This window comes from Vibrio sp. 10N.261.54.E10 (assembly GCF_002877735.2).
Lineage (GTDB): Bacteria > Pseudomonadota > Gammaproteobacteria > Enterobacterales > Vibrionaceae > Vibrio > Vibrio crassostreae_C.
The window spans coordinates 574664-589350 of record NZ_MCXE02000001.1; the positions used below are offsets into that span (position 1 = coordinate 574664).

The window sequence follows — 14687 nt, forward strand, 5'->3', positions numbered from 1 at the left end:
TTACTATGCATCCAGCATTATGGGTAAGTAAAACAGGTTTAGACGCACAACAAACCAATATATCAACAATTTCGAACAACCTTGCCAACGCCTCGACCATTGGTTTTAAAAAGAGCCGTGCGGTATTTGAAGATCTGTTCTATCAGAATATCAACCAGCCAGGTGGCCAATCGTCTCAAAATACTGAGCTGCCTAGTGGCTTGATGTTAGGTGCAGGTTCAAAAGTAGTCGCAACTCAAAAAGTGCACACTCACGGTAACGCGCAAACAACGTCGAACAGCTTAGATATGATGATTGAAGGCGACGGCTTCTTCCAAGTTGAAATGCCAGACGGTGAAACAGGTTACAGCCGAAATGGTCAGTTCACTCTGAACGGTGACGGCGCGATCGTTACATCAGGTCAAGGTTATGCTCTGCAACCAGAAATCGTGATTCCTGAAGATGCGATTTCGGTAACTGTTGGTAACGACGGTGAAGTATCAGTACGTCTACGTGGTGAGCAAAACAACGTCGTGGTTGGCCAAATCACCATCACTGACTTCGTAAACCCAGGTGGTTTGGAGCCTGTAGGTCAAAACCTTTACTTACCAACCGGTGCTAGTGGCGATCCGCAAGAGGGGGTTCCTGGCTTTGATGGCTTAGGTAATATTCGTCAGTCGATGCTAGAAACATCGAACGTCAACGTCACCGAAGAGCTGGTTAATATGATTGAAGCTCAACGTGTTTACGAAATGAACTCGAAAGTTATCTCGTCGGTAGACAAGATGATGAGTTTTGTTAACCAACAGCTGTAATTGGTTTATTTGCCGTTTACTTTTTTAATTAATAGATCTGTTTTTGCTAATTGATCCATTTACCATTGCCTGCTGAGAGTATATCGCCATGAAACGTATTTTTTGTTTAGCTCTGTTTATGTCTATGACGGGGTGTTCTGTCTTGGATCCTATTGAGACTCCGGCAGAAGAAAACGCAACCACAGTGGTTGATGCCGTGGAAGGTGATAAGTCGGCGCAAGAGAGCTCTGGCATTATTGATACACTTCGTGGTCGAACCGATCCAGTTGCCGGTGACCCAGCATGGGCGCCAATCAATCCAAAAGAAAAACCAGAACACTACGCAGCAGCAACGGGCTCACTGTTCAATGTTAATCACATTGGCAGCATGTATGACGACTCAAAACCTCGTGGCATTGGTGACATCATTACCGTGGCGTTAGACGAGAATACTCGAGCGACCAAGAAAGCCAACGCAGACATGTCTAAGTCGAACGATGCATCGATGGAGCCGCTGGCAGTTGGTGGTCAAGAGCTGACTATCGACAAGTACAACTTTTCTTATGATCTGAGCAACACCAACACCTTTGCGGGTGATGCGTCAGCCAACCAAAGTAACAGCATCAGCGGTTACATTACCGTTGAAGTTATCGAAGTATTAGCCAATGGTAACCTAGTCGTTCGTGGCGAAAAGTGGATGACACTGAATACGGGCGATGAGTACATCCGCCTAAGCGGCACCATCCGTCCTGATGATATAGACTTCGAAAATACCATCGCTTCAAACCGTGTTTCTAACGCACGAATTCAGTATTCAGGTACGGGCGTGCAGAAAGATATGCAAGAGCCTGGATTCTTGGCACGATTCTTTAATGTATCTCTGTAGAGCTTGATAGGGCGTCGAGATACTGACAGCCCTCATCAATCACAAATATTTCGCTAAGTTATTATAAACTAAAGCAATACAGACAGGTTACTCAATGAAAAAACTCACACTCGTACTATTCGGCATGCTATTTCTTGCCACCAGTGCCCATGCTGCGCGTATTAAAGACGTGGCAAAAGTGGCGGGTGTTCGTAGTAACCAACTTGTCGGTTATGGTTTGGTTACGGGTTTGCCGGGGACAGGTGAGACAACTCCCTTTACCGATCAAACGTTTAACGCAATGCTGCAAAACTTTGGCATCCAATTGCCGCCCGGCACCAAGCCAAAAACTAAAAACGTCGCCGCGGTAATTGTTACCGCTGAACTCCCGGCATTCTCTAAGCAGGGCCAGGAAGTTGACGTAACGGTGTCTTCTATCGGATCAGCAAAAAGCCTTCGTGGTGGTACCTTACTGCAGACTTTCCTGAAAGGTCTAGACGGTCAAGTGTATGCTGTGGCTCAAGGTAACTTGGTGGTAAGTGGCTTTAGTGCACAAGGTAACGACGGTTCTAAGATTGTCGGTAACAACCCTAACGTCGGTATCATCTCTAGCGGTGCGACGGTTGAACAAGAGATCCCGACCCCATTCGGTCGTGGTGACTACATAACCTTTAACCTAATTCAATCTGATTTCACAACGGCTCAGCGTTTGGCTGATGCGGTTAACAACTTCCTAGGTCCACAAATGGCGTCTGCGGTTGACGCGACGTCAGTAAAAGTTCGCGCTCCTCGAGAAATCAGCCAACGCGTGGCTTTCTTATCGGCAATCGAAAACATCGAATTTGATCCTGCAGAGGGTTCTGCAAAAATTATTGTTAACTCCCGCACCGGAACTATTGTGGTTGGTAAGCACGTTCGCCTAAGAGCGGCGGCGGTAACCCATGGTGGTATGACGGTTGCAATCAAAGAAAATCTCAACGTAAGCCAACCTAATGCATTCTCTGGTGGTCAAACGGTAGTGGTTCCTGATTCTGATATCGAAATCACGGAAGGCGATGGCAAGATGTTCAAATTTGAACCGGGCCTAACGCTGGACGATTTGGTACGCGCAGTCAATGAAGTAGGCGCTGCACCTTCTGATTTAATGGCAATCCTTCAAGCACTGAAACAAGCGGGTGCAATTGAAGGCCAATTGATCATTATCTAAGGAATAAAGCATGATTAAGAATAACAATGACATCGGCTTTATTCACGACATCGGTAGTTTAGACCGTCTTCGTCAACAAGCCGTAAACGGTGAAGAAGGCAGCGAGAAAGAAGCATTAACCGCGGCGGCAAAACAGTTTGAATCGATTTTCACCTCGATGTTGTTTAAGTCAATGCGCGATGCTAACTCAAGCTTTAAGTCGGATATGCTGAACAGCCAGAACGAGCAGTTCTATCGTCAGATGCAAGATGACCAAATGGCGAGTGAGTTAAGCGCTTCAGGTTCATTAGGTCTTGCAGATATGATCGTGGCTCAACTAAGCGCTGGCCAAGCAAGCGATACGTCTGAAGAGAAGGTTCGCAGTGAAGGCTTTGATGCTTCATTGCAAAGACCGCAATATTCAGGCCGTTCGGAAGAGCGAGCGTCAGACGTTCAACCTGCGCAAGCAGCAAAACAGCCAGTATCCTTTGATTCTCCAGAATCGTTTGTGACCTCAATGAAGCCTTACGCGGAAAAAGCGGCAAGTGCGCTTGGTGTGGACTCGTCTCTTCTATTGGCACAAGCTGCCCTTGAAACGGGTTGGGGTTCTAAAATGGTTAAGAACTCTTTGGGCAACAGCAATAACTTATTTAACATCAAAGCAGATAGAAGTTGGAAGGGCGATAAGGTCGCGACTCAAACTCTTGAGTTCCATGGCAAAACCGCCGTTAAAGAGTCAGCTTCCTTCCGTTCTTACTCTAATTTCGAAGATAGCTTTAATGATTACGTGAAGTTCTTGAACGAAAATCCAAGATACGAAACGGCGCTACAGCATCAAGGCAATTCAGAGAATTTCATCAAAGGTATTCATCAGGCTGGTTACGCAACTGACCCTAACTATGCAGACAAGGTTTTACGAGTTAAAGCCAAGATTGATGAGATGAACTAGCGTCATAAATCAACATAGAGAGCTTGCTACTGGCAGGCTCTTTTCTTCTCCGCCCCTTCAGTTCTTACGCGTAATCCATAGTTATCTCCTTACACTTCAATAAATTATCGTCTTTTAATTTCCTATTGTTTGTGTTGGCACATATATTGCTTTTATCTTAGTAATATACGGTTGTAGTTAATCAGTTCATTCTGGTTTTGTTAAGTTTTTTGGGGGCATTATGGCGTCGGATCTTCTGAATGTAGGGGCACAAAGTGTTCTTACGGCTCAGAGACAGCTCAACACCACAGGTCATAACATTTCTAACGCTAACACAGAGGGCTATAGCCGCCAGTCTGTGATTCAAGGTGTGAATGACCCGCGCCAGTACGGTGGGCAATCCTACGGTATGGGGGTACATGTGGAAAATGTTCGCCGCTCTTGGGATCAGTTTGCCGTCAAAGAACTTAACTTATCGACAACCAATGCCGCCAACAAAGGCGATACCGAAGCCAACCTCGATATGCTGTCGAGCATGTTGTCGTCGGTCGCTTCAAAGAAGATTCCAGAAAACCTCAACGAATGGTTTGATTCCGTTAAGACTCTCGCCGATACCCCAAATGATGTGGGTGCGCGTAAGGTCGTGTTAGAGAAAGCAGGGCTTGTAACTAAAACCTTGAATGAATTTCATGAAACAGTTCGTCAACAGTCTGATTCTACGAATAAAAAATTAGATATGGGTATCGAGCGAGTTAACCAACTTGCGTACGAGATCCGTGATGTTCAGCGTTTAATGATGCGAACTCCTGGGCCTCATAATGACCTACGAGATCAGCATGAAAAGTTGATTAATGAGCTTTCTGGTTACACCAAAGTTACGGTGACACCACGCTCAAATGCCGAAGGGTTTAATGTCCATATTGGTAATGGCCATACCTTGGTCTCTGGTAGTGAAGCGAGTCAGCTGAAGATGGTTGATGGCTTACCCGATGCACATCAGCGCCGCCTAGCGATTGTTGAAGGTAAGTCTTTAAAACCGATCACCAGCAGTGATATCGACGGAAAAATCGGCGCCATGCTAGACATGCGTGACGAACATATCCCAGCAATCATGGATGAGCTTGGTCGTATGGCGACCGCGTTTTCATATGAGGTCAATAGTCTTCAAGAACAAGGTTTGGATCTTAACGGCAACGTAGGTAAGGACTTGTTTACCGACGTGAACTCAGAGCTGGTGGCAAAATCTCGTGTCACGGCTAGCGGGCAATCGAAAGCCGATGTTGCGGTATACATTGATGATACTTCTGCCTTAAAAGGCGGTGAGTATGGACTGAAATACGATGGCAGTGATTATGTCGTGACTAAGCCGAACGGTGAGACCGTTAAGATGGCGACCGACTCTAGCGGTAGTGCTTTTTATCTTGATGGCATGCGAGTGGAAGTACGTAACCCTCCTGAACTAGGAGAGAAACTGTTACTGCGTCCAACGCGTAATTTTGCTGCGCAGATTCATATGGAAACCAAAGACCCGAAAGACATTGCTGCGCAAAGTTATGAGGCATCGACCACGTTTGCCAAGGGTACAGCGGGATTTAAAATCCTAGAAGCAGGTCAACTGCGTGAGTTTGAAGTGATTGTCTCACCAAAAGGTGAGCAGTTTGCTGTGACGGATCCGAAGGGTAACATTTTAATGCAGCCTCAACCGTATCCGCCACAAGGGCCAGTGACCATCAACGGTACAACGTTTGAGCTCACACCCGGTGCGGTGGCAAATGATAAGTTTACGGCAAACCTTGTCCCATCAGAAGGTGACAACGGTAACCTGCGTAAGCTACAAGATCTTCAAACAGGAAAGATGTTGAATGATGGTGAGTCTACGATTTTAGACCTTTACCACAACTTGAATACTAATACGGGCTTGAAGTCTTCAACGGCAAATCGCCTGAGTGATATTGCGACATTAGAAAAACAGTCGGCTCAAGAACGTATTGCTTCTATCTCGGGAGTAAACCTCGATGAAGAAGCGGCAAACATGATGAAATTTCAGCAAGCGTATATGGCTTCTTCACGTATCATGCAAGCAGCCAATGATACGTTTAACACTATTTTGGCTCTGAGATAGGAAGGTATAAATGTTGAATCGTATCTCTAGCTTCCATAATTATCAGTCAGTACAAAACGACTTGCGCCGTCAAGAGAACAAGGTGCATCACAACCAAGCACAACTTGCTTCGGGTAAGAAGTTACAGTCGCCAAGTGATGACCCATTAGCGACGCACTATTTACAGAACATTGGTCAGCAGTCAGAACAGCTTAAACAGTATGTCGATGCGATTACTCTAGTCAGAAACCGTCTTGAGCATCATGAAGTATTGGTTTCTAACACTGAAGGCTTTGCTGATGAAGCAAAACGAACCGTGATGGAAATGATCAACGGTGCGCTTTCTCCGGAAGACCGTTTAGCTAAGAAGCGTGAAATTCAAGAACTGGCGAATAACTTCCTGCATTTAGCCAACTCTCAAGATGAGTCGGGTAACTACACGTTTGCAGGCACTAAGCCGAAAAATCAGCCTTTCTTTCGAGATAACGAAGGGAATGTGACATATCAAGGTGATGACTACCAACGCAAGATGCGTGTGGCAAGCAGCTTTGAAATGGCAATGAATGATCCGGGCAGCAAGATGTTTATGGAAATAGACAACCCGTTCGGTGACTACGAACCTCAGTACGAGCTTGAACCTGCGTCTGAGTTATTGCTCGGGCGTGCGACCAACAGCGATGAAGATGGGTCTACTTATAAAGTGACGTTTGTCGACATGCAGACGGGCAATTTCGCTTATCAGCTTGAAAAAGACGGCGCAGTGGTTGCGGCAGAAGATTTTGATCCTTCGACAGGCATTGTTTATGAAGGGCTGAATATTCAAATCAAAGGCCAAATCACTAAAGGTGATTCGATCACCTTAGAACCACGAGAGACTTTCTCTATCTTTGATACGTTCAAAGAGGCTGCTGAGCAGGCTGAAAACCCGGTATCGGATGCATCAGCAACAGCGAAACTGCACCAAGTAACTGAAGAGTTCCACGCTGCGTTTATCCATTTGACCAAGGCAAGAACCGATGTTGGTGCACGCTTGAGTACTTTGGATATTCAAGAGCAACAACATGAAGATTTCAAGTTGTCTTTAGCAAAAGCAAAAAGCAACTTTGAAGACTTGGATTACTCGAAAGCGATCATTGAGTTCAATGAAAACTCTCGAGCACTACAAGCTTCTCAACAAGCGTTTGGCAAAACCAAAGACCTGACCTTGTTTAACTATATTTAATGATCAATCGGTATTTAATGGTGGCTTGTCGATCACCATGGCGTTGATTCCTTGCCGTATGTGCTATGCCATACGTGCGAATGACGCCACAGTTTGCCGCTTTTTTGTACGAAGCATGATGTTTCTAGAATAGCGGCAAAAAACGGCAATAAGGAAGGTGAATGTTTTTCATCTTCTAATAGTAGAAAATCATAATTGCGCAGTGTTGTTTGTAAGCTTCTGATTTTTAGATAATTAAAAAATTATTTATATGATATTAAACTTGGCATACAACTTGTATCTGTGTTGGTTATAAATGATTAATACAGATCTTAAACCTTGTATAGGGTTTATCGAGTAATACACGGTCAGTGCTTATCCATATGAGAGTAAAGCTGGCCGCTTCGCAGAAACTTTGCGAACTCATAAGGAGAGCAAAATGGCTATCAATGTAAGCACTAACGTATCTGCTATGACAGCACAGCGTTACCTGAATAAAGCATCTAATGACTTAGCGACTTCTATGGAGCGTTTGTCATCTGGTCACAAGATCAACAGCGCGAAAGATGATGCGGCAGGTCTGCAAATCTCGAACCGTCTAACCGCTCAGTCTCGTGGTCTTGATGTGGCAATGCGTAATGCCAACGACGGTATTTCGATTGCTCAAACAGCAGAAGGCGCGATGAACGAATCGACTAACGTACTACAACGTATGCGTGATCTAGCGATTCAATCATCAAACGGCACTAACTCGCCGGCAGAGCGTACTGCACTGAACGAAGAGTCAATGGCACTTCAAGATGAGCTTAACCGTATTGCGGAAACCACATCGTTTGGTGGTCGTCGTCTACTGAACGGTTCATTCGGTGAAGCTTCATTCCAGATCGGTTCTAACTCTGGTGAAGCAATGATCATGGCTCTGACAAGTATCCGTGCAGATGACTACCGTATGGGTGGTACTACGTTCGATTCAGAAAACGCGAAAGATAAGAACTGGGAAGTGCCGCCAACAGCGAGCGATCTTAAGTTCGAATTCAAAACCAAAGCGGGTGAAGACATCGTTTTAGATATCAATACCAAAGCGGGTGATGATATCGAAGAGCTTGCGACTTACATTAATGGTCAATCTGATCTTGTGAACGCATCGGTTACCGATGATGGCCGCATTCAACTGTTCGTTGCTGAACCTGACCTTGAAGGGGCTATGTCTATTTCTGGTGGCTTAGCTTCTGAGTTAGGAATCAAGAGTGAAGGTCGTGCAACATCGGTTCAAGATATTAGTTTGATGAGCGTAGCAGGATCACAGAATGCTATTAGCGTGATTGATTCTGCAATGAAATACGTAGATTCACAGCGTGCTGATTTGGGTGCAAAGCAGAACCGTCTAAGCCACAGTATTAATAACTTGGCAAACGTACAAGAGAACGTAGACGCTTCAAACAGCCGAATCAAAGATACGGACTTTGCGAAAGAGACGACGCAAATGACCAAATCACAAATTCTGCAACAAGCAGGTACTTCGATACTTGCTCAAGCGAAACAGTTGCCTAACTCTGCGATGTCACTATTGCAATAGTTATTGGTTGAACTCGCTGCTCGTGTTCAGACGTGAGCCATGCAGCAAGGGAAACTGGCAAGCATACTTACTATTGAGTGTTTAGCTCTCTCATCTCTCACCTGCTATCCATTTTTACAGTAAGAATGCAACGGCAAGTCGGAAATGTGTTCATTTCTCGATGATCTCCACACAGGCTCTGACGCGCCAACTAGCCCCGGTTCTCTCAAAGGAAAAGGGGCTTTTTCCTTTCTGTATTTCTTGTTTTTGCTATTTACTTTCCTGCGAATTTTCTCGCTCTACCTTTTTCAAATCTCTATTTGACTGTTCTTCTTCACGATAAATAATCTCATCTATTACACAAGATCTGCCTAACTCGGAGATTTTTGGCGATTGATCATTTCTCGACCTTGAGCCATTTAGACGGCGGTTCGTACGCTTTCTGAACAGATTAAGATCTTTTTCCAATTGAAATCTATCGCTGTATTAGAAAATGATGAAAATTAAGTTGTTGATAAATATTAGATTAATATTTTTTTTGTGGTTTTTTGAAAGTTTTTCTAAAGCTTCTGATTTTCGCGCCGTTATTAAAAGTAACTTTGAGAGAACTACTTGGTTTTCCGAGACGTCGGAAACCGCTATACCGGAAAATCAATTGGAGAAATCACCATGGCAGTGAATGTAAATACAAACGTTTCAGCGATGACAGCGCAACGTTACCTAAACAACGCAAACAGCGCACAACAAACATCAATGGAGCGTCTAGCTTCTGGCTCAAAAATCAACAGCGCAAAAGATGACGCTGCGGGCCTACAAATCTCGAACCGTTTGAACGTTCAGAGCCGTGGTCTTGATGTTGCTGTACGTAACGCGAACGACGGTATCTCTATTGCACAAACTGCTGAAGGTGCAATGAACGAGACAACGAACATCCTGCAACGTATGCGTGATTTGTCTCTACAGTCTTCAAACGGCTCAAACTCAAAATCTGAGCGTGTAGCGATTCAAGAAGAAGTAACTGCGCTTAACAATGAACTTAACCGTATCGCAGAAACCACATCTTTCGGTGGTAACAAACTCATTAATGGCACTTACGGAACTCAGTCATTCCAAATCGGTGCGGACAACGGTGAAGCGGTAATGCTTCAACTGAAAGACATGCGCTCTGATAACGCTCAGATGGGTGGTAAGAGTTACCAAACTGAGAACGCGAAAGATAAAGATTGGAACGTTCAATCAGGCTCTAACGACCTAAAAATGTCGTTCACTGATAACTTCGGTCAAGCACAAGAAATCGACATCAGCGCAAAAGCGGGTGACGACATTGAAGAGCTAGCAACGTACATCAACGGTCAACAAGATTCTGTTAAAGCATCTGTAACTGAAGACGGCAAGCTACAAATGTTCACTGGCAACAACAAAGTGAGCGGCGATGTGTCTTTCTCTGGTGGTCTTGCTGGTGAGTTAGGTATTCAAGCAGGTAAAGACGTAACGGTTGACACTATCGATGTAACATCAGTTGGCGGCGCACAAGAGTCTGTAGCTGTTATCGATGCGGCACTTAAGTATGTAGACAGCCACCGTGCTGAATTGGGTGCTTTCCAAAACCGTTTCGACCACGCTATCAGCAACTTAGACAACATTAACGAGAACGTTAACGCATCTAAGAGCCGTATTAAAGATACCGATTTCGCGAAAGAAACGACTCAGATGACTAAGTCTCAGATCCTTTCTCAAGCTTCAAGCTCGATTCTTGCTCAAGCGAAGCAAGCGCCGAACTCGGCACTTAGCCTACTAGGTTAATCGATTAAAAAGCCACGTTGACTATAAGCGTCAACGTTAGGCTTCCACAAATTAGCTCGTGGTGAGAGATGAGCGCTAAACAGACCCAGCTTCGGCTGGGTTTTTTATTGCCTGCAATTTGGAGAAGGGGGGAGTTTTGGTGTTGGTCGTTGATTGGAAAGCGAGATTCCCTATCACGCTCGCTCCTCACTGTAGGGAGTGACGGGAATTGGGAAATGATGGTTTCCTCGCTTACTACATCGAAGCAGTCTTTCGTCACCCCAGAATCGAGTAGAACGAGATATCAGGGATCTCTTCTGACTTTATATTCAACACTACGCTCATTAACTTAAATAATGGGGCAACTTTAGCGAATGTCGCCCTATTAATTGAAGCCCGATCACACTTTCCTTTGTTGTTGAAAAGAATATGAAAAAAAGCGCATTTTTTATTAAAGCTTCTAATTAAGGGGCCGTTAAAGGGATTGAGAGAAATGATATGTACCAATGTAAGGTGAGAGAGACACTGGTGCATAAACAAATTGACATGTATTTGTGTGAGGTGAGAGTCACATAAGTGCATTAAAAAATGCCTAAAGGAGATCAACTATGGCGATTAATGTAAACACTAATGTGTCTGCAATGACGGCTCAGCGCTACCTGAATAGCGCGGCTGAAGGTACTCAAAAATCAATGGAGCGTTTGTCTTCTGGCTATAAAATCAATAGCGCAAAAGATGATGCTGCAGGCCTACAAATCTCTAACCGCTTAACGTCGCAAAGCCGTGGCCTAGATATGGCTGTGAAAAACGCGAATGATGGTATCTCTATTGCACAGACAGCTGAAGGTGCAATGAATGAGTCAACCAACATTCTGCAACGTATGCGTGACCTTTCTCTTCAATCTTCAAATGGTTCAAACAGCAAATCTGAACGTGTTGCGATCCAAGAAGAAGTCTCTGCTCTGAACAAAGAACTTAACCGTATTGCTGAAACAACTTCTTTTGGTGGTAACAGGCTTCTTAACGGAACTTACGGTAGTCAATCTTTCCAAATCGGTGCAGATTCTGGTGAGGCGGTAATGCTTTCTATGGGGAACATGCGCACCGATACTCAAGAAATGGGCGGTAAGAGCTACGGCGTAGAAGAAGGCAAAGATGCTTCTTGGCGTGTAGGTGCGGGTGCTGATCTAACGATTAAGTACAATGATAAATTTGGTGAAGCTCAAGAGTTGTCCATTTCTGCGAAAGAAGGCAACGATATTGAAGAGCTAGCAACTTACATCAACGGTCAAAGTGAAGACGTTAAAGCGTCTGTGGGTGAAGGCGGTAAACTGCAACTTTTCGCTTCAAGTCAAAAAGTTGAGGGTGACGTGGAGTTTGGTGGCAGCCTTGCGGGCGAGCTAGGTATTGGTGGAGCTAAAGATGTTACTGTTAACGACATCGATGTAACTTCGGTTGCTGGTGCAAACGAAGCGGTATCTATCATTGATGGCGCACTAAAATCTGTTGATAGCCAACGTGCTTCTCTAGGTGCTTTCCAAAACCGTTTTGACCACGCAATCAGTAACTTAGACAATATCAACGAAAACGTTAATGCGTCTAAGAGCCGTATCAAAGATACCGATTACGCGAAAGAAACAACGGCTATGACTAAGTCTCAAATCCTACAACAGGCGAGTACTTCTATCCTAGCTCAAGCAAAACAGTCACCATCAGCAGCTCTAAGCTTATTGGGCTAAACTTACCTCGGTAAGTAGCGGTAAACTCTACTCTGGGTAGAGTTTTACTGTTTGGCTCATAAAGGAGGGAGGGAGAGTGTTATGGAAATATCATCCAACGCATCGAACATCCAGCCTTATGGCTCACCTAATGGCATTAAAATTGCAAGCGATGAAGGTAGTAGTGCGTCGAGTCTTTCGCGACTAAAAGAAGCAACATCTTATGACAAGGTAGAGAAATCGAAAGAGGAAGCTACCGAAGCGGCGATTCAATTAGCTCAACATAGACAAGAGTTAAATGATGAAGAGCGAGTCAAAATGGTGGAGAAGGTAAACGAGTTTATCTCCTCTCTCAATAAAGGTGTGGCTTTTAAGGTCGATGAAGAATCTGGGAGAGATGTGGTTACCATTTATGAGACCACAACCGGTGATATTATTCGCCAGATCCCTGATGAAGAAATGCTTGAAATTCTAAGACGCCTAGCAGCCCAAAACTCGAATAGTCGAATATTTGAGGTGAAGGTTTAAGTCGTATTATTGAGGTGATTTAATGAGTTTTGGCCCAATGGGGATTTCGTCTGGCATGGATATCAATTCCATGGTCAGCAAAATTGTTGATTCGGAGCGTGTACCTAAACAGCAACGAATCGACAATGAACGAACGCGAATCGATACCAGCATTAGTGCCTATGGAAGACTCAGAGAATCCCTTGATTCGATGAAAAACCTGATGACAAACTTTCGTCAGGAAAAAGCTTTTGCTGTGCGAACAGTGGAAAGTACCGATGAAGCGCTTGTCTCTGCAACCGCGACTACCGAAGCGATCGCTGGCAAATATGCCATCGATGTGTTGCAGCTTGCCCAAAGCCATAAAGTGGCTTCTGATGTACTGTCAGAGGACATGAAATTTGGCCCAGGTAAGCTGCAGGTTTCGCTTGGTGATGACAGCTTTGACGTGCAAGTTGGCGACAGATCGAGACTTATCGAAGTTGTTCATGGTATCAACGGTGCAGATAGCAACCCAGGCGTTCGTGCATCTATTATCAACGATGTCGAAGGTCCAAGACTTATTATTGCCTCGAACCAGTCTGGTTCAGATCAGCAGATCAGCATTAATGTTGAGTCAGATGCTGCCAATCCCTTAAAAAAACTCGAATACAAAACGCTTGAAGAACGTGTTAAAGCGCTAGAGAAAGCGCGCGTTGCTGCTCAAGATATTCTAGCTCTAACCCCTGCAGGAAAAGCCGTTGAACTCATCGATGAAGTGATCGCTAGCGATGACCCAAATGCGAATGAAACACTCGATAAAGATGGCAATATCATCCCAGCAGCCCAAACCGATTCTACTTCAGATGTTGACGGAGACTCTAAAAGTCTCAGCTACGGTGAGCAAGCAGCCGCCGACGGCCAAGCCGCCCTAGACGCAGCTCAAGCGGCAAAGTCTGTGATGCCTGAAGATAATATCCCTGGCTGGACTGAAACCGCGTCAGGTACGCTTTTAGATTCTTACTACACACCAGAACTTGAGCTTGATGAAAAAGCGATAAAGAAGGCACCCGATGTGCCGGGGTGGTCAAATGCTGCCTCAGGTACTCTGACCGATTCATACGTGACACCGAAAGAAGCCCAACAAAAGCTTGAGGCTGAGCAAGCGCGTATCGAAGAGAAGATTTCACAAGAAAAAGCGGAGTTGGCTGAGAAAGTTCAAAAAGGCGAACTCACCGCAGAGCAAGCCAAGAAAATTGAGCGTGCCAAATTAGAACCCGAAGAGCGCGAGCTCTTAGAGAAGGTCGATAAAGCGCAAGCAGACCTTGAACAAGCACAGCAATCTTTTGATACCTATAGTGGAATGACTGAAGTTCAGGCTGGCCAAGATTCTATGGTTGTCCTAGATGGTGTTGCTCAACTCTCTAGTAATAACAATGTGATTGAAGATGCCATTGAAGGTATTGATATTACGGTGAAAGGAAAAACGCCAAAAGATAAGCCGCCGGCAGAAATTGGTGTGGAGTACGACCGTAATAGTGTTCGCCAAGACATTGAAGCTTTTGTTAATTCTTATAATCAGTTTTACCAAGTGTCTAAAAACTTGGCGGGTGTTGACCCAACGACTGGCCAAAAAGGCCCGCTGTCTGGTGACAGTACCGTGCGTAACGCCGACTCACGATTAAAAGGTGTGTTCTCATCAAGCATTGAAGGCGCGCCTGATAACCTAAAATCTTTGACCGAGTTTGGTATCACGACCACAAGACAAGGCTCGTTAGAAATCAACTACGACATGCTTGACCGTCAACTTAACAATAACTTTGATAAGTTGGGTGAGTTCTTTGGTGGCAACAACGGCTTCGCCAAAAAAGTGGAAGACGCGATTCAAGGCATTACAGGTATCACGGGTTCAATCCGTACTCGAGAAAAGAGCTTGGTCGAGCAAAATTACCGCCTAGCAGATGACCAAAGCGCGCTTGACCGCCGCATGGACAGCCTTGAGAGCCGTACCCACTCTAAGTTCACGGCCATGCAAGATGCGACCAGTAAGATGCAATCTCAGTTGGGCAGTATGATGAATGCGTTGGGCTAA

General features: G+C 44.9%; 11 protein-coding genes. All 11 read left to right on the top strand.

Annotated elements, in window-relative coordinates:
* Nucleotides 1-5: 5 nt before the first annotated feature.
* The 11 genes from flgG (at nt 6) to fliD (ending at nt 14687) form a co-directional block, all read left to right on the top strand.
* Nucleotides 6-794, top strand: coding sequence for a flagellar basal-body rod protein FlgG (gene flgG / locus BCU07_RS02545; RefSeq protein ID WP_004736180.1), 789 nt, complete (start codon nt 6-8; stop codon nt 792-794).
* Nucleotides 795-882: 88 nt separating this feature from the next.
* Nucleotides 883-1659, top strand: a complete 777-nt coding sequence (flgH, locus tag BCU07_RS02550; protein WP_004736181.1) for a flagellar basal body L-ring protein FlgH — start codon at nt 883-885, stop codon at nt 1657-1659.
* 94 nt (nt 1660-1753) lie between these two features.
* Nucleotides 1754-2845 carry a flagellar basal body P-ring protein FlgI gene (locus tag BCU07_RS02555; RefSeq protein WP_017076828.1) on the top strand — a complete coding sequence of 364 codons (1092 nt, stop codon included), beginning with the start codon at nt 1754-1756 and terminating at the stop codon, nt 2843-2845.
* Between the two features lie 10 nt (nt 2846-2855).
* Nucleotides 2856-3773 (top strand): flagellar assembly peptidoglycan hydrolase FlgJ, encoded by a 918-nt coding sequence (gene flgJ, locus BCU07_RS02560; protein WP_017064131.1) that lies wholly within the window; start codon nt 2856-2858, stop codon nt 3771-3773.
* A 220-nt stretch (nt 3774-3993) separates the two neighbouring features.
* A complete protein-coding gene (gene flgK, locus BCU07_RS02565; protein ID WP_102428634.1) occupies nt 3994-5874 on the top strand; it encodes a flagellar hook-associated protein FlgK in 1881 nt (626 codons plus the stop codon).
* 10 nt (nt 5875-5884) lie between these two features.
* Nucleotides 5885-7075 carry a flagellar hook-associated protein FlgL gene (gene flgL, locus BCU07_RS02570; RefSeq protein ID WP_017064129.1) on the top strand — a complete coding sequence of 397 codons (1191 nt, stop codon included), beginning with the start codon at nt 5885-5887 and terminating at the stop codon, nt 7073-7075.
* A 418-nt stretch (nt 7076-7493) separates the two neighbouring features.
* Nucleotides 7494-8630, top strand: coding sequence for a flagellin (locus BCU07_RS02575; RefSeq protein ID WP_102428635.1), 1137 nt, complete (start codon nt 7494-7496; stop codon nt 8628-8630).
* 648 nt (nt 8631-9278) lie between these two features.
* Nucleotides 9279-10412: a flagellin gene (locus tag BCU07_RS02580; protein ID WP_120459687.1), complete on the top strand. Its 1134-nt coding sequence runs from the start codon at nt 9279-9281 to the stop codon at nt 10410-10412.
* Between the two features lie 587 nt (nt 10413-10999).
* Complete coding sequence (locus tag BCU07_RS02585; RefSeq protein WP_017060691.1) at nt 11000-12130, top strand: flagellin; 1131 nt, start codon at nt 11000-11002, stop codon at nt 12128-12130.
* Between the two features lie 81 nt (nt 12131-12211).
* The gene (flaG, locus tag BCU07_RS02590) at nt 12212-12637 is read left to right on the top strand and encodes a flagellar protein FlaG (protein WP_017066380.1); all 426 of its coding nucleotides are present in this window, start codon (nt 12212-12214) and stop codon (nt 12635-12637) included.
* A gap of 22 nt (nt 12638-12659) precedes the next feature.
* Nucleotides 12660-14687 (top strand): flagellar filament capping protein FliD, encoded by a 2028-nt coding sequence (gene fliD, locus BCU07_RS02595; protein ID WP_102429080.1) that lies wholly within the window; start codon nt 12660-12662, stop codon nt 14685-14687.

What these genes read in the sequence shown, in the direction of transcription:
- fliD (WP_102429080.1), top strand. Translation starts at nt 12,660, where the DNA reads ATGAGTTTTGGCCCAATGGGGATTTCGTCTGGCATGGATATCAATTCC.
- flgJ (WP_017064131.1), top strand. Translation starts at nt 2,856, where the DNA reads ATGATTAAGAATAACAATGACATCGGCTTTATTCACGACATCGGTAGT.
- flgG (WP_004736180.1), top strand. Translation starts at nt 6, where the DNA reads ATGCATCCAGCATTATGGGTAAGTAAAACAGGTTTAGACGCACAACAA.
- BCU07_RS02585 (WP_017060691.1), top strand. Translation starts at nt 11,000, where the DNA reads ATGGCGATTAATGTAAACACTAATGTGTCTGCAATGACGGCTCAGCGC.
- flaG (WP_017066380.1), top strand. Translation starts at nt 12,212, where the DNA reads ATGGAAATATCATCCAACGCATCGAACATCCAGCCTTATGGCTCACCT.
- flgK (WP_102428634.1), top strand. Translation starts at nt 3,994, where the DNA reads ATGGCGTCGGATCTTCTGAATGTAGGGGCACAAAGTGTTCTTACGGCT.
- flgH (WP_004736181.1), top strand. Translation starts at nt 883, where the DNA reads ATGAAACGTATTTTTTGTTTAGCTCTGTTTATGTCTATGACGGGGTGT.
- BCU07_RS02575 (WP_102428635.1), top strand. Translation starts at nt 7,494, where the DNA reads ATGGCTATCAATGTAAGCACTAACGTATCTGCTATGACAGCACAGCGT.
- flgL (WP_017064129.1), top strand. Translation starts at nt 5,885, where the DNA reads ATGTTGAATCGTATCTCTAGCTTCCATAATTATCAGTCAGTACAAAAC.
- BCU07_RS02580 (WP_120459687.1), top strand. Translation starts at nt 9,279, where the DNA reads ATGGCAGTGAATGTAAATACAAACGTTTCAGCGATGACAGCGCAACGT.
- BCU07_RS02555 (WP_017076828.1), top strand. Translation starts at nt 1,754, where the DNA reads ATGAAAAAACTCACACTCGTACTATTCGGCATGCTATTTCTTGCCACC.